Below are 25,717 nucleotides of genomic sequence, written 5' to 3' on the forward strand. Positions count from 1 at the left end.
ATAAAGAAAATACGCTTAGTGATGACTAAGCGTATTTATTATGCTTTGATTTTATCTAAAATAAGACCTAGAATAAAGCCAACCAGTGCAAAACAAATCCAACCTAATTGAAATTGTCCTAAGGGAAGGATTTGGGTAAAGAAATGACTGATACTAGATGGGATAAAATCCATGTTTAATTGACTAGCTAGGGTAGATAATGAATCGTAAAGGGCAGCAACAGAAGTCCAAATCAGAGTTGAAACATAAACGATTTTTTTATCTTTAAACCATTTGCCTGTTAAGGTCAGTACAATCAAGCTAATCGCAATAGGATAAAGGAAGAAGAGCATGGCAAGAGAAGCTTTAATGATGCCATTTAGACCACTAAAGTAAAGAAAAGTACCAATTAAGGTCATTATAGCAGACCAGCGAGCATGAGATAGTTTTGGCAACAAAGTGTGGAAATAATCTGCACTAGCCACCACTAAACCTGATGATGTTGACAAACAAGCCAGAAAGACAGCTAGTGAAAGGGTTAATTGCCCAAAGGTTCCAAAATAACTGCGAGCTGCGATACTGAGAACAGTTCCACCATCTACACCTGCTCCATTAAGGACAAAGAGCCCATCTTGCATGTTAAATAAGCCTTGTGATACCGAACCTAAACGAGCAATAAAGATATAAATAATGGCAAGAAAGGCGGTTGTGATGACACCAGCTTTGAGTGAAATGATGGCAACATCATGTTTAGATTTAGCTCCAAATTGTTTGGCTGAGCTAATCACAACATTGATAAACATAAAAGCAGCTAGAGCGTCCAGTGTTCCATAGCCTTGAAGGAGTCCGGCGATAAATGGTACATCAGAAAAGGCGTTTGATAAATCATTGGCTGCATTATAACTATTACTAGGAGAAGTGGCTGCCGGACTGATATAAGACCCAATAATTAGAGTTGCAATAACCAAGAGTAGTGCTGGCGTGAGGTATTTACCAATATTATCAGCGATTTTACTTGGTTTAACAGCGATTAAGTAGGTTAAGCCAAAGAAAATCAGACCATAGATAAGTTTGCTGATGAGGTCATTGCCGAAGAATGGAGCCACACCAACAGAGAAGGAAACAGCACCTGTTCTAGAAATAGAAAAGAGAGGGCCGATTGCCAGATTAAGCACCGTCATAAAGGTGACGGCAAACCATTTGGAAACACGTTTTTCAATCATGTCTTGGGCATTATCGCTACCAGAATAAGAAATGGCGATAACGGCTAATAGCGGGAGTGTCACTGCTGATAAGCAAAATCCAAGAATGGCAAGCCATAGGTTGCTACCAGAGTAGATACCTAGAAAAGCAGGATAGGTTAGGTTTGAAGCACCAAAAAACATGGCAAATAGCATCAAACCAATAATTAAATACTTATTTTGAGTAGATTTCATTTATTTTTCCTTATCGGTTAATTGAGATAAAAAGATAAGTTAGTTATCTTAATTAACCATTGTACCCTAGTCCTAAACATTCGTCAATAGCCGTATAAATCAAGGAAATCTTGTGAAAATTGACATAAATAGTCTTGAATTTTTTTTTTTTTTTAGGTACTATAGTAATATTATTATTTTCTAAAGGAGTAAAGAAATGAAAGAAATTCAATTTTGGAAACGACTGAGTTTGATTCAGCGAATCATTATCGGTGTCGTTATTGGAGCGATTTTAGGTCTTGTTGTTCCCTCATGGTCAGTGATTGGCTTGTTTGGTACCGTCTTTGTAGGTGCCTTAAAAGGTGTTGCGCCTGTATTGGTATTTGTTTTGGTTGTCCATGCCTTATCACAATCTAAACAAGGGCAACAAAGCAACATGAAAAGTGTCATTATCCTTTATTTGCTTGTGACCTTTGCAGCAGCTTTTGTAGCTGTCTTGGCTAGTTTTGCTTTTCCTGTCACACTGAACCTATCAGGAGCAGCCACAGATACGTCATCAGCTCCACAAGGGATTGCGGAAGTTTTCAACACTTTTATCACCAACATTGTTGATAACCCGCTTAATGCCATTGCCAATGCCAACTACATTGGTGTCTTATCTTGGGCAGTTCTTTTTGGTTTGGCTTTGCGTCAAGCGAGTGATTCGATTAAAGATGGTCTAGGACAAATTTCTGATGCGACTTCAAAAGTGGTAACATGGGTCATTGAGATGGCACCATTCGGGATTATGGGCTTAGTATTTGCCACAATCTCACAAAATGGTTTAGATATTCTAACCACATACGGTCGTTTGTTACTTGTATTGGTTGGCACTATGGCTGTTGTCGCATTGGTTGTTAACCCATTGATTGCTTTTATTGTGATGAAAAAAAATCCCTATCCACTGGTTTTCCGTTGTTTGAAAGAAAGTGGCATCTCAGCCTTCTTTACACGTAGTTCAGCAGCAAATATTCCTGTTAATATGCGTCTTTGTAAGGAACTTGGCTTGAATGAAGATATGTATTCAGTATCAATTCCACTAGGAGCAACGATCAACATGGGTGGTGCAGCGATTACTATCACTGTTTTAACCTTGGCTGCAGTGAATACCTTGGGAATTTCTGTAGATTTCCCAACGGCTTTCTTACTTAGTGTGATTGCTGCCTTATCAGCATGTGGTGCGTCAGGAGTTGCAGGTGGTTCTTTACTTTTGATTCCTTTAGCTTGTAGCTTGTTTGGAATTGATGGCAACATTGCTGCTGAGGTTGTTGGTGTTGGGTTCATCATTGGTGTGATTCAAGATTCATGTGAGACAGCCATCAACTCATCAACAGACGTTCTCTTTACTGCTGTAGCTGAAAAATCAGCCTGGGGTAAAAAATAAGAACATCAGAGTTGTTGTTTCATAAATTAACAGGTTGAACAGATCATGTTTCAACCTGTTTTTATACTTTTTGATATAGTTTGTAACTATGGATATTCCTTGTTAAGTATAGCCTACAAAAATAGTGTAACTTATGGTAAAATAAATACTATCTTAGTTAGAAAAAGGAAAGATAAATGAGTAATCAATTACTAGTGTTACAATCAGATTTTGGTTTGGTTGATGGGGCAGTGTCGGCTATGATTGGTGTAGCATTGCAAGAATCACCCAACTTAGGCATTCACCATTTGACGCATGACATTACACCTTATAACATCTTTGAAGGCAGCTATCGTCTGTTCCAAACGGTTGAATATTGGCCGAAAGGAACAACCTTTGTTTCGGTTGTTGATCCAGGTGTGGGGTCTAAACGTAAAAGTGTCGTTGCCTTAACAGAACAAGACCACTATATCGTGACACCAGACAATGGTACCCTATCTTACATTAAAAAACATGTTGGTATTAAGGCTGTTCGTGAGATTTCTGAAGTGAAAAATCGTCGTCAAAATACAGAGCATTCTTATACCTTCCATGGTCGTGATGTCTATGCCTATACAGGAGCAAAATTAGCTAGTGGGCATATTAGCTTTGAAGAAGTTGGCCCTGTCTTGTCAGTGGATGATATTGTGGAATTGCCAGTGGTAGAAACCCAAGTTACTGACAATCAAGTTAGGGGAGCTATTGACATTTTGGATGTTCGCTTTGGGTCTTTGTGGACTTCGATTACTCGTGAGGAGTTTTATCAATTAAACCCAGAATTTAACGACCGTTTTGAAGTGACGATTTATAACAATGATATGTTGGTGTATCAAAATCAAGTGACGTATGGTAAATCTTTTGCAGATGTTCGTATTGGTCAGCCAATTTTGTATATTAACTCCCTCTATCGTCTAGGTTTGGCGATTAACCAAGGGTCGTTTGCCAAGGCCTATAATGTGGGAGTGGGTTCGAACTGGCATATTGAAGTGAAGAAAATTTAGGAGATGTCTATGAAAAATAACTCAATTAAAAAAGTTGTCGCAACGGGAATTGGTGCCGCACTCTTTGTGATTATTGGAATTTTGGTGAATATTCCTGTACCAGTACCCAATACCAGTATCCAGTTACAGTATGCTGTTTTAGCTTTGTTTGCCTTGATTTATGGGCCAAGCGTTGGTTTCTTTGCAGGTTTTATTGGTCATGCACTCAAAGATGCCATTCAATACGGCTCAGTTTGGTGGACTTGGGTCTTGGTCAGTGGTTTGATTGGTTTGGGTATTGGTTTGTTATCTGGTGTGATTAAATTAGATAAGGGCCAACTACAAGGAAAGGATTATCTTGTTTTTAATCTTACTCAACTAGTAGTAAACTTTATTGGCTGGGGGTTGATTGCACCTTATGCAGATGTTTTGATTTACAAGGAAATTGCTAGTAAAGTTTATGTTCAAGGGATTTGGTCAGCAGGAGTTAATGCCCTAACAGTTGGTTTGGGTGGTAGCTTGTTGATTGGCCTTTATGCTCGGACTCGAATTAAAGCTGGTAGTCTTTCTAAGGAATGATAGAAATGATGACAGACTTGATTGTATTTGATGATTTTAGTTTTCAATATGAAACACAAGCAGAGCCTACTCTGAAAAATATTAACCTAAGTATCCAAGAAGGTGAAAAAATCTTATTGGTTGGGCCGTCTGGTTCAGGCAAATCAACCTTAGGACAGTTAATTAACGGCTTGATTCCTAATCATCACAAGGGAAAAATGACAGATCGTTTTCTAATGGCGGGTCAGCCTAGCTTTGAACAATCGATTTATGATAAGTCAAAACTGGTCAGTACGGTATTGCAGGATACCGATGGCCAGTTTATTGGCTTGTCTGTGGCAGAAGATATAGCCTTTGCTTTAGAAAATGATCAAGTACCTGAAAAAGAGATGAAAGAAAAGGTCGAGATGTGGAGCAAACGACTAGGTTTGGAAAATTTGCTGCAACACCGTCCACAAGATTTATCAGGTGGGCAAAAGCAAAGAGTGAGCTTAGCAGGTGTTCTGATTGATGAAAGTCCGATTTTAGTGTTTGACGAGCCTTTGGCTAATTTAGATCCTAAATCCAGTCAGGATATGTTGGCTCTTATTGACAGCATTCATAAGAGTGAGAAAGTCACAACCTTGATTATCGAACATCGCTTAGAGGAAGTGTTAGCTGCTTCTGTTGATCGAGTGATTTTGATGGCAGAAGGTGAGGTTATTTTTGATGGGCAACCAGATGACTTACTTCTTACGACTTTATTAAAAGAGCAAGGGATTCGTGAGCCGCTGTATCTTGGTTTTTTGCGTGAACAAGGATTGGACTTGACCTCACTAAGTTCTTTGTCGCAGTTGGAAGGTATGGATTTGCCCAAGTTATCCTTGCCAACGATTGACTCTTATCAATCTTCAAAGCCAAGTGAAGATGTGTTGGTTGTCAAAGATTTAGAGGTGAGTTATGGTGATGGACAGCCCATTTTATCTGATATTTCCTTTACCGTAAAAAAAGGTGAGCGTTTGGCCTTGATTGGTCAAAACGGGGCTGGGAAGTCCACTTTGGCTAAAGCACTCTGCCAGTTTGTTGAATCTAGCCAAGGTCAAATCTTTTATCAAGGCCAAGACATTTCAGCAGATACGATTAAGGAGCGAGCAGAGCGTATTGGTTATGTCTTGCAAAATCCTAATCAAATGATTAGTCAGACCATGATTTTTGATGAGGTAGCCTTAGGTTTACGTTTGCGTCAAGTGAGTGAGGCAGACGTAAAGGAACGTGTAGAAAAAACCTTAAAAATTTGTGGCCTGTATCCTTATCGCCATTGGCCGATTGCAGCCTTGTCTTTTGGTCAAAAGAAACGAGTGACCATTGCGTCTATTTTGGTTTTGAATCCAGAAATTATCTTGTTAGATGAGCCAACAGCTGGCCAAGATTTTCAGCATTATAGCGAGATTATGGCGTTTTTGGATCAGCTTAATCAAGCCGGCCATACCATTATTATGATTACTCATGATATGCAGTTGATGTTAGAACATAGTGATCGAGCTTTAGTTTTAGCCAAGGGGCAAATTTTAGCTGACGACCAACCAATTCAGATTTTAAAACAAAAAGATATCTTAACACAAGCCAATCTTTGTCAGCCAAGTCTGTTTGCTTTGGCGGATAAACTTGGGCTTGATGTTGAGCAAGTGGTTAATCATTATACATTGCGCAATAAAGGAGAGCATCATGCAGACAAATAAACTCTTGGGTTACCAACCAGGAACTAGCCCAATTCATCAGCTGTCAGGTGCGAGTAAGTTAATCTTCTTTATCCTTGTTTCAATAGCAGTAATGATTAGTTATGACACACGTTTGCTTGCTTTTGTGGGGGGGGGTTCGTTATTGCTTTTCAAGCTAGCTAATATCAAATGGCGACAGGTGTCTTTTGTGATTTATTTGGTCTTATTCTTTGCATTTTTGAATTTGCTCATGGTTTATCTCTTTGCTCCCAATTATGGGGTTGAGATTTATGGGCAAAAGACTTTACTTTGGGCTGGAATCGGTGCTTATGGCATAAGCAGTCAAGAACTTTTTTATTTATTTAATCTTGCTCTGAAGTATTTCTCAACAGTGCCTATGGCTATTGTCTTTTTGCTGACGACTCATCCTAGCCAATTTGCAGCCAGCCTTAATCAAATTGGTGTCCCTTATAAGATTGCTTATGCTGTTAGTCTGACTTTACGTTATATTCCAGATTTACAAGAGGAATTTTATCTCATTAAGTTATCACAAAATGCGCGTGGGTTGGAATTATCTCAAAAAGCTAAATTATTAGAACGTATTAAAGGGAACTTGTTGATTTTAACCCCCTTGATTTTTAGCTCCTTAGAACGAATCGACACCGTTGCAACGGCTATGGAGTTACGTCGTTTTGGCAAGGGGAAAAAACGAACCTGGTACCAAAAACAAGACTTGAAAGCTGGCGATTATGGCGTCATTGCCTTGGCAATTCTTATCCTAGTGCTTAGTTTTGTATTGATTTGGCTCAATCAAGGACGGTTTTATAACCCTTGGACTTAAATGACTTAGAAAGAAATGAGTATGTTTAATCAAAAAAGACCTACGTCTGCATATGTTAAGTATTTGTTGCTTGCTTTGTTAGGGTTGGTGTTCGCTTGTGGTCTGATAGTTATGACCCAAAATCAGCAAACATCAACGGTTTCTACGGTAAGCAGTAGCCAATCAAGTGAGCAAGTTGTTCAAACAGCTTCCTCTCAAACACCTGAAGGCTATCAAGTTAGTGATGAAGAAACAGCTTATTTGAAAGAGCGTTTTGCTAAATTATCAGCTATCAATCCAGAAGTCATTGGTTATATCTATATTCCAGGAACTAAGTTGGATGAACCTGTTGTGCAAACAGGAGATAATGCGACTTATTTGGAAAAAACTTTTGAAGGCACTTATGAACCTTATATGGGGGCAGTCTTTATGGATACCAACAATCAAAAAGATTTCACGGATTCATTGACTTGGCTTTTTGGGCATGCTAGGGGGAGTCTTGTTTCAGATAATCGCATGTTTAACGATGTGAATTTTTATGATGATCAGACCTTTTTCGATCAAAATCCCTATCTGGTATTAGAAACACCTGAGCGCAACTATTATTATGAAGCGACCTATTTTATCATTGTTCCTGAAACCACTCCGTTATATCGGACATCTTTTGAGAGTAAGGAAGATTTTCGTAAGCAGTTAGAAACAGTGGCAGCCGAATCCAAAGTAAAAAAAGCAGATGCGGTGATTGATCCGCTTGACAAATATTTGGTATTGTCAACCTGTCGTGAAGAAGATGGTAGTTTGAGAGCTAATCTCTATTTACGTCAAATTCCTGATGAGGACTTACCACAATTTTTGGCTGAAAATGGTGATAAATTAACCTATGTTGCGACTCGTTAATTAAAGAAAACAACCTAAGAAATTAGGTTGTTTTTTATGGTCAAAAAAGGTCAAAAAAGTTGATGAAAATTTGAAAAAAACGTGCAAAAAGCTTGACAAAACGGGGGGGGGGGTGCGTTAAAATATAAATAGAATCCTATGGGGAATTCTATAAAAAATCGGAGGAGTTCGTTTATGAACAAGAAATTGAAATTAATGTCAACATCACTATTGGCAAGCGTTGCCTTGTCAGTTGCAGCGCCAGCATTTGCACAAGATAACGTTATGGTTGGTGATCAAAATACTGACGTAGCTGCATGGTTAAAATCAGAAGTTGCTAAAGAAACAGCAAAAGAAGAAGCTGTTAAAGCTGAGGTGAAAGCAGCAGAAGATGCAGCAGCAATCATTAAAGAAAAATTGGCTCAACCAGTTCCTTCAACAGTAGAAGGAGCCGTTAACAATAACGATGCAGCTATTGATGTTCGTAACCTTGAAGGTGTAGGAAACACAGTCGTTGAAAATGGTTCAGCAAAAGTACTTGATACTAATGAAGTTGATACACGCAACTTTGACGGTGTAGGTAACACAGTTGTTGAAAATACTAAAACAGGTTCAAAAGTAACTGTTAAAGGTGACTCAACAACTTCTGAAACGGCTTCAAGCGAAACAGCAGCAAGCTCAGACACTAAAAAAGAAACAACAAGTTCAGATAAAAAAGAGTCTGCTAAATCAGATAAGAAATCAGCAACAGTAGCTAAGGCTGCTTCATCTAAAGCTGGTTCAGCAGTTGCTCCTTCTGGTAAATCAAGTTCAGCAAAAGTATCGCCAGCAGCTGCAGCGAAATCTGGTGAGAAAACATTGCCAAAAACATCAGCAGTAAAATAATCTATTTGCTGTCGAAGTAAGGTTAAAGGTTATTCGATAGAATAGCCTTTTCTTTATTAAATAATGGAGGATAATATGTTTTATCAAAATGAACGAAGAAAGCACAGGCAACTCAAATACTTACTAGCAAGCTTATTGGTTGTGGCTGTAGCGATCAGTACATGGTTTGCCTTTGGTGTTAAAAATCCAGTGTCTAATGTGGCTAGCTCTCAAAACACACCAGCACAGACAACGACCAATCAAGTCACTTATCAACCAAGTGCAGAAGAGCAAGCCTATTTGAAGGAACGTTTTGATGCTCTTTCAGCGATCAATCCTGAAGTGATTGGTTATATCTATGCTCCTGGAACGAAATTAGACGAACCAGTCGTCCAGACAGGTGATAATGCTACCTATCTGGATAAGACATTTGAGGGTAACAATGAGCCTTTAATGGGTGCCGTCTTTATGGATACGGATAATAATAAGGATTGGAATGACAGTTTGACTTGGTTGTTTGGACATGCTAGAGGTAGCCAGGTGCCAGATAATCGTATGTTTAATGATGTTAATTTTTATGAAGATCAAACTTTCTTTGATCAGAATCGTTACCTTGTTCTTGAAACGGCAGAGCGGAAGTATTACTATGAAGCGATGTTCTTTATTATCGTTCCAGAAACGACTGCTTTTTATCGAACTTCTTTTGACAGTGAAGAATCGTTTGCTGAGCAGCTGAATGCAGTGGCTACAGATGCAGTCAGCAAAAAAGAAGGAGCCGTAGTCAAGCCAACAGATAAATATTTGGTGTTATCAACCTGTCGTGAAGATGATGATACCATTCGCTCAAATCTCTATATGAGACGCATCCCAGATAGTGAATTGGAGCAGTTCTTAGCTGAAAATGGTGACAAACTCACTTATGTTCCAACACGCTAAATCAAGGAGGTGGTTACTAAAAATCTATATTCAACACTAACCAGACTTGTGTTCGTCAAGTCTGGTTTTTTGTGTCTGGAGTATTGACTGGATTTTTCAGTAAAAGAAAGAGAAATTTGATATAATGAAGGGATAAGGAGGACTGTAAACTATGGTGCGAATGATTCCGAGTCGTGTGAGAAATGAAGGGATATCTCTTTATGAGAAAGGTTTAGTGACGTTTGAAAAAGAAGAAGCGAAAAGCTTATTGTTTCAAGTGGATCAGGTAGCCCTTCAATTTTCTTCACAAGAGAGCGAGACGCACTGTCAATGTGATTGTTTTTTACAAAAACAATATTGTCAACATCTAGCAGCTGTGGAACATGCACTTAAAAATGATAAATTGCTCCAACATCTTGTAGAGCAAGAAAAATCTATTCCAGAGCCCGTAGAAGTGGTAGCATCACTTGGTAAATTATTTTTGGATCAGCTGGACTTGACTCAAGATAGTGAGAGGGATTATCGCTTGTCAGCATTTGGCGAGCCCAATCCTTATTCTTCTGATTTTTGGTGGACTTTGAAAATCAATCGTTTACCAGATAACCGTCAATATATTATTCGTGATATCAAAAGTTTTTTGCAAGGTCTTCGTCGAAAATCGCATTATCAACTTGGCAAACAGTATTTTGAGCCTTTGTCTTTGGAAAACTTTGATCAAGCAAGTCAACGATTAATTGAGTTTCTTTGGCGCTTACTACCACAAGGTCAGTCTGTATTATTGGACTATTATTTTCCTAATCAAGCGCGTCACCTTAGTTTGCCTGTTAGTGTCTTTGAACAGGGGTTGCTTTTGTTAGCAGACTTGTACGATTTTTCTTTAGAAATGGATCAGATCAACTATAGTCGAATCACTTTTGCTGAGTTGACTGGAAATGATGGATTTTATCTCTTTAAGGTAAATAATCAAGAAAATCAGATTGAGCTGATTTGTGAAGCATTGACAGACCAACTGTTTTTTGATAAGGAATACTTGTGGCATCAAGGAACTTTTTATCGTCTAAATAATAAGCAAATGCGTCTATTGACAGCAATACAGAGTTTGCCTGTGATAGATGACAAAAAGAGAATGATTAGTTTTCTAAAATCAGAACAGGCTCAACTGGCAGCTAGTCTATTGGCGTTTCAAAGTTTGGGTCAGGTAATTGCACCAGAAGAATTTGTGATTAAGGATTTTGTGCCAAGTTTTGATTTGGATATAGCAAATGATGGTCGTCTTGTGTTGAGAACGGTTTTTGATTACGGTCAAGCAGTGGTTCATAATCGTCAAGACTTGTCGGCATTGCCTTTTACCAGTCATTTTGAACATGAAAAGGCAGTTTTTCAGACGATTAAGGCATGTGGTTTTATTGGTGATTTTACCGCCTATCATCCACCATTAAGGTCATCTCATTTGCATCAATTTTTTCATCAAACCTTACCACAATTACAACAATTGGGACTGGTAAGATTAGCAGAAGATTTGGACAGGCGAAAAAAAGAACTTGCCCCTAACGTTTTAATTGACTATCAAGAAGGGTTGCTTGCGATTTCCTTTGATTTTGCAGGTATTACCGAAGATGATGTTGAGTTAGCCATGTCAGCCCTCTTGGCAAATGAGTCTTTTTTTATCAATCAATCAGGTCAATTAGTTGAGTTTGATGACATGACGCAGAAAATTAGTCAAGCCTTGCAAGTTACATCAGTAGAAACGATTGAGCCGGGGAAATTGAGCCTTCCTATTTTAAGTGCTTTTCAACTAGAAAGTCTAACTCGGTCCATGTCGCGTGTGAATTTTTCAGCACCATTTGAACAGTTAGCCTATGATTTAAGGCATCCAGAAGAATTGGAATTACCTGAATTAAACATCAAGGCGAATTTACGTGACTACCAGCAAACTGGGGTTAAGTGGTTGAGTATGCTTGATCGTTATGGGTTTGGTGGTATCTTGGCAGATGATATGGGTTTGGGAAAAACCTTACAGACCATTGCCTTTTTGACCTCTCGCATGACTGCAGATACAAGGGTTTTGATTCTTGCACCGTCTAGCTTGATTTATAATTGGCAGGAAGAATGGGCAAGGTTTGCTCCAGACGTAGATGTGGCAGTGGCTTATGGTCCGAAATCCTTGCGAGATAAGATTATTGCTGAAGGCCATCAAGTGATTATCAGCAGTTATTCTGCCTTTCGTCAGGATGTTTTGACTTATCAAGCCAAGCAGTTTGATTATTTGATTTTGGATGAAGCTCAAATGATGAAAAATAATCAGAGTAAACTAGCACAACAGTTGCGTCAATTTGAAGTCAAACGTTGTTTTGCCTTGTCTGGAACACCAATTGAAAATAAACTGTTGGAAATCTGGTCTATTTTTCAAATTGTTATGCCAGGGCTTTTGCTTAGTCGGTCTAAGTTTTTAAGCTGGTCAGCTCAAATGGTTGCGACAAGAATTTCTCCTTTTATTTTGCGGCGAAAAAAAGAAGATGTCTTGCCAGAATTACCAAACTTGATTGAAATTACACATTATAACGAATTGGCTGATGAGCAAAAAAGTATCTATTTGGCACAATTAAGGCAAATGCAAGATCAGGTTGCACACACCTCGACTCAGGAATTTCAAGCTAAAAAAATGGAAATTTTATCAGGTTTGATGAGGTTACGTCAAATCTGTGATACTCCAGCGCTTTTTATGGATTATCAAGGTTCTAGTGGTAAAATTGATAGCCTAATCGAACTGCTCACACAGCTAAAGAAAAACCAACGACGTGTTTTGATTTTTTCTCAATTTAAGGGGATGCTAGACATTATTGAGGGCCTTCTTCAAGACTTGTCTTTGAGTAGTTTTAAGTTGACAGGATCAACCCCGTCAGATAAAAGACAGAACATGACCCAACAATTTAATGCGGGTCAAAGAGATGTTTTTCTCATTTCCTTAAAAGCTGGTGGGGTAGGTCTTAATTTAACAGGGGCAGACACCGTGATTTTGGTGGATTTGTGGTGGAATCCTGCCGTTGAGATGCAGGCGATTGGTCGTGCACATCGTTTGGGACAAGAACGACCTGTAGCGGTTTATCGTTTGATAACCCGAGGAAGTATTGAAGAAAAAATTTTAGCTTTACAAGACCGTAAGCGTCATCTGATTACAACGGTCCTAGATGGTCAAGATAGTAAAACTAATCTAAGTTTGGCTGAAATCAAGGAAATTTTAGGAATGGATTAGCTGAAAGAATGGTCAAGAGCCATTCTTTTTCTCAGTCAAGAAGACTTTGAAAAAAACTTGGTTTTAGGGTATAATAAACAAGCATAGAAAGGAGGTTTTCTTGATGAAACAAAAAAGATCCTATCCCTTGGTGGCAGATAATGAACCGATTATCACACCAGCCCCTGCCATGAATTTATATGAAAAGGAAGATTTAATCAGTCAAATTCACGGCAGTTACATGGAAAAATATGATAGCAATCCAGTGGTCAATCAGCAGCCAGTGCAGATGACAAAACAGGTCAACTTGTCTGATGATAAAAATGGTACTTATTTGGAAACCATGCGTCAACAGGCTAGGGAAGATGTTAGAAAAAAACGTCAGACCATGATGGCTCAGGAGCTTAAATTAGCACCCAAGTCAAGTTTTACATCAAGTGTTAAGTCTTTAGACAAGGCTAAGGAAACAAAACCCTTAACAACCTTGGGTAAACTAGCACAAGTCTTGCATCAGACAGATTATATCTTGGCTGAGTTGCCAACTGTTTATCAAGAACCTAAAAATCTTTCTAGCAAGAATAAACCGAAAAAAAATAATTATGACTTTTTGAAAACCAGTCAAATTTATAATAGAACGATGAATCAAGTTCAAAAAGAGCGTCAGGTGGCACAAGAATTGAATTTGACACGATTTGATGAGTAAAAAATGAGGAGAAAATCATGACAAAAATCTATCACTTTATTGGGATTAAAGGGGCTGGTATGAGTGCCCTGGCCTTGATGTTGCATCAAATGGGCCACAAGGTGCAAGGAAGCGATGTGGACAAGTACTACTTCACCCAATATGGTTTAGAAGAAGCAGGCATTACGGTACTACCTTTTGCTGAAGAGAACATTACTGCTGATTTAGAATTGATTGCCGGTAATGCCTTTCGTGAAGATAACAACATTGAACTAGCTAAGGCGATTAAAGAAGGTATTCCCTTCAAACGTTACCATGAGTTTTTAGGTGAATTCATGCGTCAATTCACCAGTCTAGGTGTGGCAGGAGCACATGGCAAGACCTCAACGACTGGTTTGTTGTCCCATGTTTTGAAGAATATTACAGACACGTCTTATCTTATCGGTGATGGAACTGGTCGTGGTTCAGCCAATAGTGAGTATTTTGTTTTTGAATCAGACGAATATGAGCGTCATTTTGCACCTTATCATCCTGAGTACAGCATTATCACCAATATTGATTTTGATCACCCAGATTATTTCACGAGCTTGGATGATGTCTTTAATGCCTTTGATGACTATGCAAAACAAGTGACTAAGGGTCTCTTTATCTTTGGTGGCGATCCACTATTGCGTCGTTTGACGGCTAATGCTCCTATTTACTATTATGGTTTTGAAGAGGATTGCGATTTTATCGCCTATGATTTGGTTAGAACGACTAATGGATCGGATTTCAAGGTGCGTTATGGTCAAAAAGAATTGGGTAACTTCCATGTGCCTGCCTTTGGTCGCCATAATATTTTGAATGCCACGGCGGTTATTGGTAACCTATATATTGCAGGGTTTGACATGAGCCTAGTAGCTGAACATCTTAAAACCTTTGCAGGCGTAAAACGTCGTTTCACAGAAAAAATTGTTAATGATAAAATCATTATTGATGATTTTGCTCATCACCCAACAGAAATCATTGCAACCTTAGACGCTGCACGCCAAAAATATCCAGCTAAGCAGGTTGTGGCTATTTTCCAACCTCATACCTTTACTCGTACGATTGCCTTGTTAGATGAGTTTGCAGCTGCACTTAATGATGCAGATGCAGTTTATTTGGCAGAAATTTATGGGTCAGCGCGTGAGGTGGATAATGGTCAAGTTAAGATTGATGATTTGGCCGCTAATATCACAAAACCCGTTCAAATCATCACGGCTGATAATGTGTCCCCTCTTTTGAAACATGACAATGCCGTTTATGTCTTTATGGGAGCAGGTGATATTCAAACCTATGAACATGCCTTTGAACAATTGGTGTCTAGCTTGGCAACGAATACCCAATAATAAGATATGGTTATGCAGATTAGACAAGTTAGGCTAGACGATTTAGAGCGTTTAATGTTTCTGGAAAGAGAGAATTTTCTACCTGATGAGGCCATTACAGAAACAGCTATGAGTGAGCAGATTAAAACGATCAGCGATAGTTTTCTAGTAGCAGAAATAGATAATCAAGTGGTGGGTTATATTACGGCTCATGCTCGTCAAGATAAATATCTGAAAGATGACGTTTTTATGGGAGCAGTTCCCAATCAAGTTGATGGTGGTTATTTCATCATTAGTGCCTTATCGGTAGCTAAAAGTCATCAAGGGCAAGGGATTGGCAGTAGCCTATTAGCAACAATGAAAGATTTGGCAGTGGCCCAAGATCGCCAAGGGCTGAGTTTAACCTGTCATGACCATTTAATTAGTTATTATGTCATGAATGGTTTTGTTGACGAGGGCGAATCAAACACGTCAAATTTAGGTGGTTATCAATGGTATAATCTGGTTTGGTATGCTCCTGCTTGATTTTCCTTGATTTTTAAGGTATAATGGCCTTTGATAAAAATGGGAGGTTGAGAATTTGACTGATAATGATAAGCCAAAAGCTCAAACAGGCCGCTCTTTCAAAGAACAGATTTTAGCTGAATTGGAAGAAGCCAATCGTTTGCGTAAGATTCGAGAAGAAGAACTACGACAAAAACAGTTAGAAGCAGAAGAAGCTGCCAAACGCACAGCTCAGCTTTTAGCAGAATATGAAGAACAAAAACGTTTAGAAGAACTACGAACAACAGAAGAAAGGGAAGAGTTAGAGCGTCAAGCACAGGCTGCCCTTGAGGATATTCGTGTTGAAAACTTAGTGACTGACCAAGAGATGGAGCAGGTTGAACTTGAACCAGATTTTTCAGAAACGATTGATTTCAATCGAGATCAAGACTTCTCTCAATTTGTGCCACAAGATGAACCGTTAGAGTTAGTTCAGACACAAAATCTATCTGATTTGGTCGGTCTAGCTGATTTACAGGAAGAAGAGTTATCTGCTTCAGAAGTATCAACTAATCACGGACTGGGCTTGGCACCAGAAGCACAAACAAATCCTGAGATTTTTTCAAGTTCAAATAGAGACGATATGGTGGAGCAAGAGGAAGTCGTTGCCTTTGAAGATGAGGATGTCCTTGAAGAAGAACCTGTTTATTTAAGTAAACAGGAACGAACAGACCATTTGGCCAGACGTATTTCTCGTGGCTTGATTGCAGCTATTTTGTTGGTCTTGTTAATCACGGCTTTCTTTGGTTATCGTTATGTTCAATCAGGTATCAATCCGGCTGATAAAACATCAACTGACTATGTTCAGGTTGAAATTCCATCAGGTTCTGGTAACAAGATGATTGGTCAGATTTTAGAACAATCTGGTGTGATTAAGAGTGGAACAATTTTTAATTACTATACCAAGTTTCGTAATTATACCAACTTCCAAAGTGGTTATTACAATCTTCAAAAGAGTATGTCTTTAGATGAAATTGTAGCAGAACTACAAAAAGGTGGGACAGCAGAACCAACTCGTCCAGCTCTTGGTAAAATTTTGGTCACAGAAGGTTACACCATTGATCAGATTGCTCAAGCGATTACTAGTAATGCCAATACCAAGGACACGACAGACAAAACACCATTTAGCAAGGAAGATTTTCTTGCTTTGATGACAGATAGTAGCTTTATCAATAAAATGGTGCAAAAATATCCGAATTTGTTAGCTGACTTGCCATCAACCACAGATGCTCGTTACCAACTGGAAGGTTATCTTTTCCCAGCGACTTATAACTACTATGAAGAAACAACCTTGGAAGAAGTTGTTGAGGACATGATTGCGACGATGGATAGTCAACTATCGCCTTACTATGATCAGATTGTCGCTTCTGGTAAGACCGTCAATGAAGTTTTAACACTGGCTTCTCTGGTTGAAAAAGAAGGCTCAACAGATGACGATCGTAAGATGATTGCTAGCGTATTCTATAATCGTTTGGCTGAAAACATGCCTTTGCAAAGTAACATCGCTATCTTGTATGCTATGGGCAAACTCGGTCAAAAAACGACCTTGGCAGAAGACGCTGCAATCGATACTGGTATTGCGTCGCCTTATAACATCTATCAAAATCCAGGTTTGATGCCAGGGCCAGTAGATAGTCCAAGCTTATCAGCGATTAAAGCAACCATTGCTCCAGCCAATACGAATTATCTCTACTTTGTAGCAGATGTTAAGACTGGTAGTGTTTATTATGCTGAAACTTATGAAGAACATTCAGCTAATGTTGAAAAATATGTCAATAGTCAGTTAAACTAATGACAAAATAGTAACCATAAAAAGAGCGTAGGGGTTGCCCTGCTGCTCTTTGGTTTTTGAAGAATAAAAAATCAGAAAAGGAAATGAAATATTATGGCAGAAAAAACCTATCAAATGACCCTAGCTGAAAAAGAACAGCTAGAAAAAGAACTGGAAGAACTAAAACTTGTCCGTCGTCCTGAAGTTGTCGAACGAATTAAAATTGCTCGTTCGTACGGTGACTTGTCAGAAAACAGTGAGTATGATGCAGCAAAAGATGAACAGGCTTTTGTGGAAGATCAAATTTCAACTCTAGAAACCAAGATTCGTTATGCTGAAATTATTGATAGTGATGCGGTTGCAAAGGATGAGGTAGCTATTGGTCGAACTGTTGTGGTAAAACAACTAGATAGTGGTAAAGAAGTAACCTACTCAATCGTTGGTGCTGCCAGTGCAGATATTTTTTCAGGGAAAATTTCTAATGAAAGTCCTGTGGCTCAAGCCCTTATTGGTAAAAAAGTTGGGGATGTGGCTAAGATTGAAGCGCCAGGTGGAGCCTACCAATTAGAAATTGTTAGTGTGATTAAAACAGCCTAATCAAAAAGACTGAAGCCCTTAGGTTTTAGTCTTTTTAGTTATTAAAAAAGCCATCTAAATGATTAGATAGCTTTTTATCTTAGTGTTTGCTACGTTGTTTACCAGCATTACGATTGCTTGGTTGATGAATAACTTGTGTCATTTGTGGTGTCACATCTTTACGCGTCTTTGGAGCTTGGTAAGCTTTGGGTGGGTTTTTAGCAAATTCTGCCTCTACCTTTTGACGAAGTTTAGGTTTAAGAATATACATGGTAATGAGTTGTTGGAGGATTGAGAAAATACCACCGACAAACCAGTAAAGAGTCACCCCTGCTGGCATACTAAATGACATCATGACCATCATTAGAGGCGTCATATACATCATGGTTTGCATTTGTTTACCTTGTTCAGGTGACATATTTTGCATGCCTTGCATAGATAACCACGATTGAGCAAAGTACAGTGCACCGACAATTAAGACCAAAATCAAGTCTGGTTGGTCAAGTCGGAACCAAAGGAATGTTTTTCCAGCAATACCTTCAGTAAAGCGAGCAGCATAGAAAAGAGCAGAAAAGAAAGGTAGTTGAATCAAGAGTGGCATACAGCCGATACCCCCTAGCATGCTAACGCCATTCTCACGCTGGGCAGCCATAAAGGCTGTTTGGGCAGCTAATTTTTCTTCTTGGGTACTTGCTTCTTGCATGCGTTTTTGCAAAGGCTCAAAGATAGGTTTGAGATAAGCCATTTTTTCAGACTGGTAGCTCGCTTTCCAACTTTGATAAAGTCCTAGTGGTAAAATTAGAAAACGCACAACAATGGTGACAAGGATAATGGCAATGCCAAAACCGAGTCCCATATCATTAGCAAAATACTGGATAAAGCGTCCCATAGGTTCAACTAGTAGGTTATAGACCCAACCTTCTCCTGTTGGGACACCATTTTTTTGTTGGACACAGCCAGCTAAAAGAAACAGAAGGCTCAGGCCAAATCCTGACTGGAGTAATCGTTTTTGTTTTTTATTCACTATTATTTCCTCAATTTTTAAGATACCCTTTATTTTACCTTTTTTTATTAAATTTCTCAATAGTTCCTTAGTTGGAATTTAAGAAATGATTTGAAAATCGCTGAATGAAGAAAAGTTAGCAGTTGTCACATCAACGTAGGTCACCTTGGATAAGGGGGAAGGGTTCTTACGGATTTCTTGGGTAAATTTGGCTAGGAGTTGAGGCTTGTCAGATTGAGCTAAAATTTCAACCGTACCGTCACTATTATTCCAGACTCGACCAGTGATTCCTTCTAGTTCTAAAGCAAGTCCAAGAACAGCGTAGCGAAAGCCGACTCCTTGAACTCGACCAGAAACTAAGAGACGTAGTTTGTGCATGATGTTCTCCTTTGATTTGTTAATGTTATTATAACATAGCTTGGTCTTAAATATGATATAATGTAAACATGATTGAGATAACATCAAAGGCTAATCCTTTAATCAAGCAAACTAAGAAATTATTACAAAAAAAATATCGCCAATCGTCTTATTTGATTGAGGGTTGGCATTTATTTGAAGAAGCAGTGCGGGCGAAGGCAGAGATTCTCAGGGTATTTGTTGTTGCTGATCAAATTAGCCAGCTAATAGATTATGAGGGGCAACTGATTCTTGTTTCACCCGAAATTCTTAAAGACTTGTCAACCTCGCCAACTCCTCAAGGTATTGTGGCGGAAATAGCTCTACCTAATATGATGCCCCCAAGTCAGTTTAAAGGTAAGTATCTGGTTTTGGAAGATGTCCAAGATCCAGGTAATCTAGGAACAATGATACGAACGGCTGATGCCTCAGGTTTTGATGCAGTTTTTATTTCAGAAAAGTCAGCTGATATTTATAATGCTAAGACCTTACGTTCTATGCAGGGTAGTCATTTTCATCTTCCCATTTATCGAGGGAATGTCTTGACTTATCTTAACCAAATGCAATCAAGTGGTGTAACCTGTCTAGCAACAACCTTGTCAAAAAAATCTGTGGATTATCGCAGTCTGTCTGACTTGAGTAATTTTGCTTTGGTTTTTGGCAATGAAGGTCAAGGGATTTCGCAAGAAATGGCAACTCAAGCCGATCTTCTAGTCCATATCAATATGCCTGGTCAAGCAGAAAGTCTGAATGTAGCTGTTGCTGCGGGCATTTTGATGTTTAGTTTTATTTAAGACCGATAGACTAAAATTAGCGACAGAGGTTTAATAATGACAAAAAATTATCAAAAAGATCGAGAATTTATGGACTACGTGGGTCATTTGATTGCTCATCCGAGGTTTCAAAAGTTGGCACCGATTGTCCAACATCAGCATTCGACACGATTAGAGCATTCGATTAACGTTGCCTATACGAGTTATAAAATTGCTAAAAAATTTGGTTGGGATGCGAAAAGTACAGCTCGTGGTGGTCTTTTGCATGATTTCTTTTATTATGATTGGCGAGTGACAAAATTTAATAAAAGTCATGCTTGGGTTCATCCTCGAATTGCCGTACGCAATGCCAAAAAACTAATCAATCTCAATAAACGTGAAGAAGATATTATCTTGAAGCATATGTGGGGAGCAACGCTGGCTTTTCCTCGTTATAAGGAAAGCTATATTGTGACCGTGGTTGATAAATATTGGGCAGTTAAGGAGGCCTTAACTCCTTTTAGAAAATACTTGGCTAAAAAATGACCAAGAATATTGAAAAAGTAAAATTTTAGGAGAAGTAAGATGAATCAAACCATTACTTATACACAAACAGATACCGGCTTGGCTACTTTTTATGCCAAAATTTATGGTTTAGTTGGCATGGGGATAGGCTTATCTGCAGCAGTGGCAGGACTAATGCTGTATGTTTTCCCTACCAATATGCAAGTGATTTTGACAAACTACCCTTGGCTTTATTATGGGGGGATGTTTCTTGAAGTTGCTCTTGTTTTTATTGCCAGTGGAGCAGCTCGTAAAAATACTCCAATGGCTCTACCTATTTTCTTGGGCTATTCTGCTTTAAATGGTTTTACCATGAGCTTTATGCTATTAGCCTACGCTCAAGCAACAGTTTTTCAAGCTCTATTATCATCAGCTCTTGTTTTCATGGTGATGGCCGTTCTTGGTCGTACCATTAAAAAAGACTTGTCTGGCATGAGAAAGGCGATAATGGCAGCTTTAATTGGTATTATGATTGCTAGCTTGGTGAATATTTTCTTTGCTAGCAGTTTGATGTCTTACGTGGTGAGTATTATCTCTGTCTTTGTTTTTTCTGGCTTGATTGCTTATGACAATCAATTGATTAAACGTGTTTACCTTCAACAACAAGGACAAGTAACAGATGGTTGGGCGATTTCGATGGCTCTAAGCCTTTATTTAGACTTTATCAACCTGTTTCTCAGCCTGTTGCGTATTATGGGTAGAAATGATTGATGTTTAATAAACAATAGTCGCTGGAAGATGCTTCCAGTGATTTTGTTTGGAGATAAATTTTGTTATTTTACTGAATTTTTGATATAATGGGTTGGTAAAAAAATTAGGAGAGAAAAGATGTCAACATTTCTTTGGATTGTAATTGTAATCATTGCTTTTTTTGGAGGGCTTGTAGGTGGAACCTTTATCGCTCGTAAGCAAATGGAAAAATATTTGGAAGAAAACCCACCACTTAATGCTGATGTGATTCGTACCATGATGAGCCAAATGGGTCAAAAACCAAGTGAAGCTAAGGTGCAACAAGTTGTCCGTCAAATGAACAAGCAACAACAAGCTGCTAAAACAAAGGCTAAGAAAAAATAACTGATGGGGAGCAGGGAAGGGATTTTCTGCTCTTTCTTTGTAGTAGCAAGTAAGACATAAAGTGGAGGTCCTATGGATAATCGGCCGATTGGTTTTTTAGATTCTGGTGTGGGTGGTCTAACAGTAGTGAAAGAGTTGATAAGGCAGCTACCTCAAGAAGAGGTTGTCTATATTGGTGACTCGGCTAGGGCACCTTATGGGCCTAGAACTGCTGAACAAATTCGTGACTTTACTTGGGACTTGGTTAGATTTCTTTTAACCAAAGATGTTAAAATGATCGTTATTGCCTGTAATACAGCAACTGCTGTTGTCTGGGAAGACATTAAGGCAAAATTAGAAATACCTGTTATCGGAGTTATTTTACCTGGAGCAAGTGCTGCTATTCAGACCAATCAAGGTGGTAAAATCGGAGTGATTGGCACCCCTATGACCATTCAATCAGATATTTATCGTGAAAAAATCCAATTGCTTTCTCCACAAACAGAGGTGATGAGCTTATCTTGTCCGCGATTTGCTCCCTTGGTTGAGTCTAATGAAATTAGTTCTAACTTAGCCAGACAAGTGGTTTATGAAAGCTTGATTCCGATGATTGATCAAGGAGTGGATACCTTGGTTTTGGGGTGTACACACTATCCCTTGTTAAGACCGCTTATTCAAGAAGCAGTAGGAGATGGGGTAAGTCTAATTGATAGTGGGGCAGAATGTATTCGTGATGTGTCTGTCTTGTTGAATTATTTCCAACTAAATCGCAGTTGGCAAGAGGGAGAACCCAATCACCGTTTTTATACGACGGCTAGTGCTAAAATTTTCAAAGAAATTGCTGAAAATTGGTTAAAAATCGAGATAAATGTGGAGCATGTTGACCTATGAGTGAAAAATTATATGAGTATAAGACAGAAGAAGACTGGTTTGTTGCCAAATGGGGTGTTGCAAGTTCCTCAATTCATTCTTTTGTTGATTATCCAAAAACGACGTATGCTAACTTAAACCATATCTTATTGGGAGAAGAGTCTTCTGTTGCTTATGATTTGTTTGTCATCAAACTATCCTCAAACTTGGCTTTAGTTCAGTTTATCTTGGATATGCTCAATCAAGAGCAAGGGCGTCAGTTGACTTTGACTTCTTTTAAGGGGTTAATGGTCATCTCCGAGCAAGATAAGATTTTATGGATTCAGCCGGCTAAGTCAACGATCAAGCTGTCAGAGTTATTGGCTGGTGAGACAAGGGGGTTGGATAGTAATCTCTTAATTGCAACTCGTAATGAGGGCAAAACCAAGGAATTCCGTGACTTGTTTGCTCCTTTAGGCATATCTGTACAGAATCTCAATGATTATCCTGATCTACTTGAGGTGGCAGAAACTGGGATGACCTTTGAAGAAAATGCTCGTTTGAAAGCCGAAACCATTGCCAACTTGACTGGTCAAATGGTCTTGGCTGATGATTCCGGCTTAAAGGTTGATCTGCTAGGTGGTTTACCTGGGGTCTGGTCGGCTAGATTTGCTGGTCAAGATGCTGATGATCAGGCTAATAATGCCAAACTTTTACATGAACTAGCTGTGATTACAGACTTGAAGCGACGTTCAGCTCAATTTCATACCACCTTGGTTGTTGCAGTGCCAGAGCGTGACAGTTTAGTTGTGTCAGCCGAGTGGGAGGGCTATATTGCCTTTGCACCAAAGGGGGAGAATGGTTTTGGCTATGATCCAATCTTTTTGGTAGGAGAAACAGGGCAAACAGCGGCTCAATTATCAGCTACAGAAAAAAATCAGCAATCCCATCGTGGGCAGGCTGTGAAAAAACTAATGGAGGTCTTTCCAAAATGGCAACTTACACTCTAATTGTGATGAGTGATTCTCATGGCAATAAAGCCGTTGTGCAAAGTATCAAAGACTATTATCAAGGTAAGGTGGACGCTATTTTTCACAATGGGGACTCGGAACTACCTAGCAACTTGCCCTTATGGGAAGGGATTCAAGTCGTTGGTGGAAACTGTGATGGCGGAGATTATCCAGAACGTTTGGTGACGGATTTTGAAGGGTTAAGGGTAGCTCAAACTCATGGCCATCATCATTTGATTAACTTATTTTGGGATCGTTTGAATCTATGGGCTCAAGAAGAAAGAGCGGACATTTGTCTTTATGGTCATCTGCATCAGGCGAGTGCTTGGCAGGAAGGGCAGATTGTTTTTGTCAATCCTGGCAGTGTTGAGCAACCTCGTGGAGAGGTTAGGGAAAAGCTTTATGCTAAGATTGAGGTGACAGGAGATAAGATTAAGGTGGATTTTTTTGATCTGAATCACCAGCTTTATCCATCTTTATCAAAGGAATTTCAACGATGATTGCAAAAGAATTTGAAGAATTTTTATTGGCTCACATGGAAACCTATCTGACGCCAGAAGAAGAATTAGCTCTTTTTATCGATACGCATAATGTGGGGCATGTCTTGCTCTTGTTGAGCAATAACGGTTTTTCACGCGTACCAGTCATGACTAAGGATAAAATCTATGTTGGTACCATCAGCATGTCAGACATTATCCACTATCAAAAAGAACATGAGCTGTCTGAGATAGAAATGGCTGATTTGAATATTGGCTTGATGGTTAATAAGGAACTACCGACAGTGGCTTTGAACGCTAATCTGACAGAGGTCATGCACAAATTGGTAGATGCGTCCTTTCTGCCCGTTTTACAAGACCATACCCTTGTTGGTATCATTACGCGTAAGTCAATTCTCAAGGCTCTAAATAGCCTGCTTCATGATTTCAAACATTATTATGACATTAGCCCAAAATCACCTCAAGAATGAGATTGCCCAGTTTTTGAAGCAACGACAACTGGCTAAAAATTCCTATCAGGCCTATGCTTATGATTTAGACCAGTTTTGCCAAGTGGTTGCTGAACAGATTGATAGAAGTAGCTTATCTCGTTATGAGCAGTTTTTATTACCACTTAAGGCTTCAGCTAAAAATCGTAAGTTGTCTGTTGTCAATCAGTTTTTATATTACCTTTATCAATCAGATCAACTCCAAACGTTTTATCGCTTGACCAGTCAAGAAAAATTACCAAAACCAAGTAAAGAGACAAAACAAGTGGACTTGTCTGGTCTTTATCAGGAAAAAGAGAAAGACATTGGTCAACTGTTAGCCTTGTTTATTGTAGAGCTTGGTTTGACGCCAAGTCAGATTTTGTCCTTGGAAGTAGGATGGTTTGAGCTTGAGTTGAGAATTTTACGCTTGGTCAATAAACAACAGGTGAGGATTTTACCCTTGTCTGAACAATTTTTGACTTATTTTTCCCTACCGCAAAATCAAACCTATGTTTTTGAACATGGAGGAAAGCCTTATTCACGACAATGGTTTCATCGTGTGTTGACGACATATCTTAAAAACAAGGGTTTAACAAGCCTGACGGCTCATTCTTTGCGTGAAGAATACATCAAACGGCAACTGGCAGCAGGACTTGATTTGTCAACCCTGGCCAAGCGTCTAGGACTAAAATCCCCCATCACTCTGGAGAAGTATTATCACTAATGGACATAAAACTAAAAGATTTTGAAGGCCCCTTAGATTTGCTTTTGCACTTGGTTTCCAAGTATGAGGTGGATATTTATGATGTGCCTATCGTTGAAGTGATTGAGCAATATCTGACCTATTTAGCCACGTTGAAAACGCTGAAATTAGAAATTGCGGGTGACTATATGGTGATGGCCAGTCAGCTCATGTTAATCAAGAGTCGTAAGTTGCTACCTAAGGTGGTAGAAAGTCAGCCAGTTGAAGAAACGCCTGAGTATGAACTTTTGAGTCAGATTGAAGAATATGCTCGTTTTAAGGAGCTAAGTCAAGAGTTGGCTGCCCAGCATGAGCAGCGAGCCCGTCATTTTTCAAAAGCTAAGCAGGAACTGATTCATGAGGATATCAGTTTGAAACAAGATAAGACACCGCTAGATTTGTATCTTGCTTTTGCCAAGATTATGGCTAAAAAACAGGAAGAATTTAAAACTAGTCATACTTTGATTGAAGCTGAGGATTATCGGATCGAAGACATGATGGTTTGGTTGGAAGAAAGATTTGCGCAAGCCAGAAAACTGAGTCTGTCACAATTGTTTTCGCAAACAACAGCTGTCAATGAGTTGATTACCTTATTTTTAGCCTGTTTGGAATTGATAAAAATTGGTCAGCTATCCTTTAGCCAAGCGGTCAATTTTGGTGAGATTTATTTGGAGAAGGAGTGA

Annotated in this window: 27 protein-coding genes; 24 read left to right on the top strand and 3 right to left on the bottom strand. The window is 39.0% G+C overall.

Annotation, left to right across the window (positions count from 1 at the left end; all coding sequences use genetic code 11):
* Nucleotides 1–38: 38 nt before the first annotated feature.
* The gene (brnQ, locus tag FRX51_RS02715; protein WP_146495634.1) at nucleotides 39–1,415 is read right to left on the bottom strand and encodes a branched-chain amino acid transport system II carrier protein; all 1,377 of its coding nucleotides are present in this window, start codon (nucleotides 1,413–1,415) and stop codon (nucleotides 39–41) included.
* 196 nt (nucleotides 1,416–1,611) lie between these two features.
* Between brnQ and sstT the strand changes: the two genes are divergently transcribed.
* The 14 genes from sstT to greA all read left to right on the top strand — a co-directional run bounded on the left by sstT (nucleotide 1,612) and on the right by greA (nucleotide 17,719).
* Complete coding sequence (gene sstT, locus FRX51_RS02720; RefSeq protein WP_146495635.1) at nucleotides 1,612–2,817, top strand: serine/threonine transporter SstT; 1,206 nt, start codon at nucleotides 1,612–1,614, stop codon at nucleotides 2,815–2,817.
* 176 nt (nucleotides 2,818–2,993) lie between these two features.
* Complete coding sequence (locus tag FRX51_RS02725) at nucleotides 2,994–3,836, top strand: S-adenosyl-l-methionine hydroxide adenosyltransferase family protein (RefSeq protein WP_146495637.1); 843 nt, start codon at nucleotides 2,994–2,996, stop codon at nucleotides 3,834–3,836.
* A gap of 9 nt (nucleotides 3,837–3,845) precedes the next feature.
* Nucleotides 3,846–4,394 (top strand): ECF-type riboflavin transporter substrate-binding protein, encoded by a 549-nt coding sequence (locus FRX51_RS02730; RefSeq protein WP_146495639.1) that lies wholly within the window; start codon nucleotides 3,846–3,848, stop codon nucleotides 4,392–4,394.
* An 8-nt stretch (nucleotides 4,395–4,402) separates the two neighbouring features.
* Complete coding sequence (locus tag FRX51_RS02735; protein ID WP_398587268.1) at nucleotides 4,403–6,091, top strand: ABC transporter ATP-binding protein; 1,689 nt, start codon at nucleotides 4,403–4,405, stop codon at nucleotides 6,089–6,091.
* Entirely contained in the window at nucleotides 6,078–6,911 is an 834-nt protein-coding gene (locus FRX51_RS02740) for an energy-coupling factor transporter transmembrane protein EcfT (RefSeq protein ID WP_146495641.1), read from the top strand. Before FRX51_RS02735 ends, FRX51_RS02740 begins: the two co-directional genes overlap by 14 nt.
* A gap of 21 nt (nucleotides 6,912–6,932) precedes the next feature.
* Nucleotides 6,933–7,787, top strand: coding sequence for a class B sortase, LPKTxAVK-specific (gene srtB, locus FRX51_RS02745; RefSeq protein ID WP_398587245.1), 855 nt, complete (start codon nucleotides 6,933–6,935; stop codon nucleotides 7,785–7,787).
* A gap of 174 nt (nucleotides 7,788–7,961) precedes the next feature.
* The gene (locus FRX51_RS02750; protein WP_146495645.1) at nucleotides 7,962–8,651 is read left to right on the top strand and encodes an LPKTxAVK-anchored surface protein; all 690 of its coding nucleotides are present in this window, start codon (nucleotides 7,962–7,964) and stop codon (nucleotides 8,649–8,651) included.
* Nucleotides 8,652–8,726: 75 nt separating this feature from the next.
* Nucleotides 8,727–9,566: a class B sortase, LPKTxAVK-specific gene (gene srtB / locus FRX51_RS02755; RefSeq protein ID WP_146495647.1), complete on the top strand. Its 840-nt coding sequence runs from the start codon at nucleotides 8,727–8,729 to the stop codon at nucleotides 9,564–9,566.
* 151 nt (nucleotides 9,567–9,717) lie between these two features.
* Entirely contained in the window at nucleotides 9,718–12,798 is a 3,081-nt protein-coding gene (locus FRX51_RS02760; protein ID WP_146495649.1) for a DEAD/DEAH box helicase, read from the top strand.
* 103 nt (nucleotides 12,799–12,901) lie between these two features.
* The gene (locus FRX51_RS02765) at nucleotides 12,902–13,480 is read left to right on the top strand and encodes a hypothetical protein (RefSeq protein ID WP_261379142.1); all 579 of its coding nucleotides are present in this window, start codon (nucleotides 12,902–12,904) and stop codon (nucleotides 13,478–13,480) included.
* 17 nt (nucleotides 13,481–13,497) lie between these two features.
* A complete protein-coding gene (gene murC, locus FRX51_RS02770; protein ID WP_146495653.1) occupies nucleotides 13,498–14,829 on the top strand; it encodes a UDP-N-acetylmuramate--L-alanine ligase in 1,332 nt (443 codons plus the stop codon).
* 12 nt (nucleotides 14,830–14,841) lie between these two features.
* Nucleotides 14,842–15,333 (top strand): GNAT family N-acetyltransferase, encoded by a 492-nt coding sequence (locus tag FRX51_RS02775; protein WP_146495655.1) that lies wholly within the window; start codon nucleotides 14,842–14,844, stop codon nucleotides 15,331–15,333.
* 55 nt (nucleotides 15,334–15,388) lie between these two features.
* A complete protein-coding gene (gene mltG / locus FRX51_RS02780; protein ID WP_146495657.1) occupies nucleotides 15,389–17,143 on the top strand; it encodes an endolytic transglycosylase MltG in 1,755 nt (584 codons plus the stop codon).
* Nucleotides 17,144–17,236: 93 nt separating this feature from the next.
* On the top strand, nucleotides 17,237–17,719 hold the full coding sequence (greA, locus tag FRX51_RS02785; RefSeq protein WP_146495659.1) for a transcription elongation factor GreA: 483 nt from the start codon (nucleotides 17,237–17,239) through the stop codon (nucleotides 17,717–17,719).
* Nucleotides 17,720–17,798: 79 nt separating this feature from the next.
* Here the strand turns inward: greA and yidC are convergent, their stop codons facing one another.
* The gene (yidC, locus tag FRX51_RS02790) at nucleotides 17,799–18,722 is read right to left on the bottom strand and encodes a membrane protein insertase YidC (protein WP_146495661.1); all 924 of its coding nucleotides are present in this window, start codon (nucleotides 18,720–18,722) and stop codon (nucleotides 17,799–17,801) included.
* 78 nt (nucleotides 18,723–18,800) lie between these two features.
* Nucleotides 18,801–19,079, bottom strand: coding sequence for an acylphosphatase (locus FRX51_RS02795; protein ID WP_146495663.1), 279 nt, complete (start codon nucleotides 19,077–19,079; stop codon nucleotides 18,801–18,803).
* A 68-nt stretch (nucleotides 19,080–19,147) separates the two neighbouring features.
* Between FRX51_RS02795 and FRX51_RS02800 the strand changes: the two genes are divergently transcribed.
* From FRX51_RS02800 to FRX51_RS02845, 10 genes are all read left to right on the top strand, one after another.
* Nucleotides 19,148–19,891: an RNA methyltransferase gene (locus FRX51_RS02800; RefSeq protein WP_146495665.1), complete on the top strand. Its 744-nt coding sequence runs from the start codon at nucleotides 19,148–19,150 to the stop codon at nucleotides 19,889–19,891.
* Nucleotides 19,892–19,927: 36 nt separating this feature from the next.
* Nucleotides 19,928–20,395, top strand: coding sequence for an HD domain-containing protein (locus FRX51_RS02805; protein WP_146495667.1), 468 nt, complete (start codon nucleotides 19,928–19,930; stop codon nucleotides 20,393–20,395).
* A 39-nt stretch (nucleotides 20,396–20,434) separates the two neighbouring features.
* The gene (locus tag FRX51_RS02810; RefSeq protein WP_146495669.1) at nucleotides 20,435–21,124 is read left to right on the top strand and encodes a Bax inhibitor-1/YccA family protein; all 690 of its coding nucleotides are present in this window, start codon (nucleotides 20,435–20,437) and stop codon (nucleotides 21,122–21,124) included.
* 117 nt (nucleotides 21,125–21,241) lie between these two features.
* Nucleotides 21,242–21,487, top strand: coding sequence for a YneF family protein (locus FRX51_RS02815; protein WP_146460961.1), 246 nt, complete (start codon nucleotides 21,242–21,244; stop codon nucleotides 21,485–21,487).
* 72 nt (nucleotides 21,488–21,559) lie between these two features.
* Nucleotides 21,560–22,357 carry a glutamate racemase gene (gene racE / locus FRX51_RS02820; protein WP_146495671.1) on the top strand — a complete coding sequence of 266 codons (798 nt, stop codon included), beginning with the start codon at nucleotides 21,560–21,562 and terminating at the stop codon, nucleotides 22,355–22,357.
* Nucleotides 22,354–23,325, top strand: a complete 972-nt coding sequence (locus FRX51_RS02825) for a nucleoside-triphosphate diphosphatase (protein ID WP_146495673.1) — start codon at nucleotides 22,354–22,356, stop codon at nucleotides 23,323–23,325. The genes racE and FRX51_RS02825 overlap by 4 nt, the downstream gene beginning before the upstream one ends.
* A complete protein-coding gene (locus FRX51_RS02830) occupies nucleotides 23,307–23,825 on the top strand; it encodes a metallophosphoesterase (protein WP_146495675.1) in 519 nt (172 codons plus the stop codon). Before FRX51_RS02825 ends, FRX51_RS02830 begins: the two co-directional genes overlap by 19 nt.
* Entirely contained in the window at nucleotides 23,822–24,292 is a 471-nt protein-coding gene (gene cbpB / locus FRX51_RS02835; RefSeq protein ID WP_146460969.1) for a cyclic-di-AMP-binding protein CbpB, read from the top strand. The genes FRX51_RS02830 and cbpB overlap by 4 nt, the downstream gene beginning before the upstream one ends.
* Complete coding sequence (gene xerD / locus FRX51_RS02840) at nucleotides 24,261–25,016, top strand: site-specific tyrosine recombinase XerD (RefSeq protein ID WP_186627087.1); 756 nt, start codon at nucleotides 24,261–24,263, stop codon at nucleotides 25,014–25,016. The genes cbpB and xerD overlap by 32 nt, the downstream gene beginning before the upstream one ends.
* Nucleotides 25,016–25,717, top strand: coding sequence for a segregation/condensation protein A (locus tag FRX51_RS02845; protein ID WP_146495679.1), 702 nt, complete (start codon nucleotides 25,016–25,018; stop codon nucleotides 25,715–25,717). The genes xerD and FRX51_RS02845 overlap by 1 nt, the downstream gene beginning before the upstream one ends.

This window comes from Streptococcus sp. sy010 (assembly GCF_007859175.1).
Taxonomy (GTDB): Bacteria; Bacillota; Bacilli; order Lactobacillales; family Streptococcaceae; genus Streptococcus.

Bases quoted from the DNA above. Each gene is read 5' to 3' on its own strand.
- brnQ (WP_146495634.1), bottom strand. From the start codon at position 1,415: ATGAAATCTACTCAAAATAAGTATTTAATTATTGGTTTGATGCTATTT.
- sstT (WP_146495635.1), top strand. From the start codon at position 1,612: ATGAAAGAAATTCAATTTTGGAAACGACTGAGTTTGATTCAGCGAATC.
- FRX51_RS02725 (WP_146495637.1), top strand. From the start codon at position 2,994: ATGAGTAATCAATTACTAGTGTTACAATCAGATTTTGGTTTGGTTGAT.
- FRX51_RS02730 (WP_146495639.1), top strand. From the start codon at position 3,846: ATGAAAAATAACTCAATTAAAAAAGTTGTCGCAACGGGAATTGGTGCC.
- FRX51_RS02735 (WP_398587268.1), top strand. From the start codon at position 4,403: ATGACAGACTTGATTGTATTTGATGATTTTAGTTTTCAATATGAAACA.
- FRX51_RS02740 (WP_146495641.1), top strand. From the start codon at position 6,078: ATGCAGACAAATAAACTCTTGGGTTACCAACCAGGAACTAGCCCAATT.
- srtB (WP_398587245.1), top strand. From the start codon at position 6,933: ATGTTTAATCAAAAAAGACCTACGTCTGCATATGTTAAGTATTTGTTG.
- FRX51_RS02750 (WP_146495645.1), top strand. From the start codon at position 7,962: ATGAACAAGAAATTGAAATTAATGTCAACATCACTATTGGCAAGCGTT.
- srtB (WP_146495647.1), top strand. From the start codon at position 8,727: ATGTTTTATCAAAATGAACGAAGAAAGCACAGGCAACTCAAATACTTA.
- FRX51_RS02760 (WP_146495649.1), top strand. From the start codon at position 9,718: ATGGTGCGAATGATTCCGAGTCGTGTGAGAAATGAAGGGATATCTCTT.
- FRX51_RS02765 (WP_261379142.1), top strand. From the start codon at position 12,902: ATGAAACAAAAAAGATCCTATCCCTTGGTGGCAGATAATGAACCGATT.
- murC (WP_146495653.1), top strand. From the start codon at position 13,498: ATGACAAAAATCTATCACTTTATTGGGATTAAAGGGGCTGGTATGAGT.
- FRX51_RS02775 (WP_146495655.1), top strand. From the start codon at position 14,842: ATGCAGATTAGACAAGTTAGGCTAGACGATTTAGAGCGTTTAATGTTT.
- greA (WP_146495659.1), top strand. From the start codon at position 17,237: ATGGCAGAAAAAACCTATCAAATGACCCTAGCTGAAAAAGAACAGCTA.
- FRX51_RS02795 (WP_146495663.1), bottom strand. From the start codon at position 19,079: ATGCACAAACTACGTCTCTTAGTTTCTGGTCGAGTTCAAGGAGTCGGC.
- FRX51_RS02800 (WP_146495665.1), top strand. From the start codon at position 19,148: ATGATTGAGATAACATCAAAGGCTAATCCTTTAATCAAGCAAACTAAG.
- FRX51_RS02805 (WP_146495667.1), top strand. From the start codon at position 19,928: ATGACAAAAAATTATCAAAAAGATCGAGAATTTATGGACTACGTGGGT.
- FRX51_RS02810 (WP_146495669.1), top strand. From the start codon at position 20,435: ATGAATCAAACCATTACTTATACACAAACAGATACCGGCTTGGCTACT.
- FRX51_RS02815 (WP_146460961.1), top strand. From the start codon at position 21,242: ATGTCAACATTTCTTTGGATTGTAATTGTAATCATTGCTTTTTTTGGA.
- racE (WP_146495671.1), top strand. From the start codon at position 21,560: ATGGATAATCGGCCGATTGGTTTTTTAGATTCTGGTGTGGGTGGTCTA.
- FRX51_RS02825 (WP_146495673.1), top strand. From the start codon at position 22,354: ATGAGTGAAAAATTATATGAGTATAAGACAGAAGAAGACTGGTTTGTT.
- FRX51_RS02830 (WP_146495675.1), top strand. From the start codon at position 23,307: ATGGCAACTTACACTCTAATTGTGATGAGTGATTCTCATGGCAATAAA.
- cbpB (WP_146460969.1), top strand. From the start codon at position 23,822: ATGATTGCAAAAGAATTTGAAGAATTTTTATTGGCTCACATGGAAACC.
- xerD (WP_186627087.1), top strand. From the start codon at position 24,261: ATGACATTAGCCCAAAATCACCTCAAGAATGAGATTGCCCAGTTTTTG.
- FRX51_RS02845 (WP_146495679.1), top strand. From the start codon at position 25,016: ATGGACATAAAACTAAAAGATTTTGAAGGCCCCTTAGATTTGCTTTTG.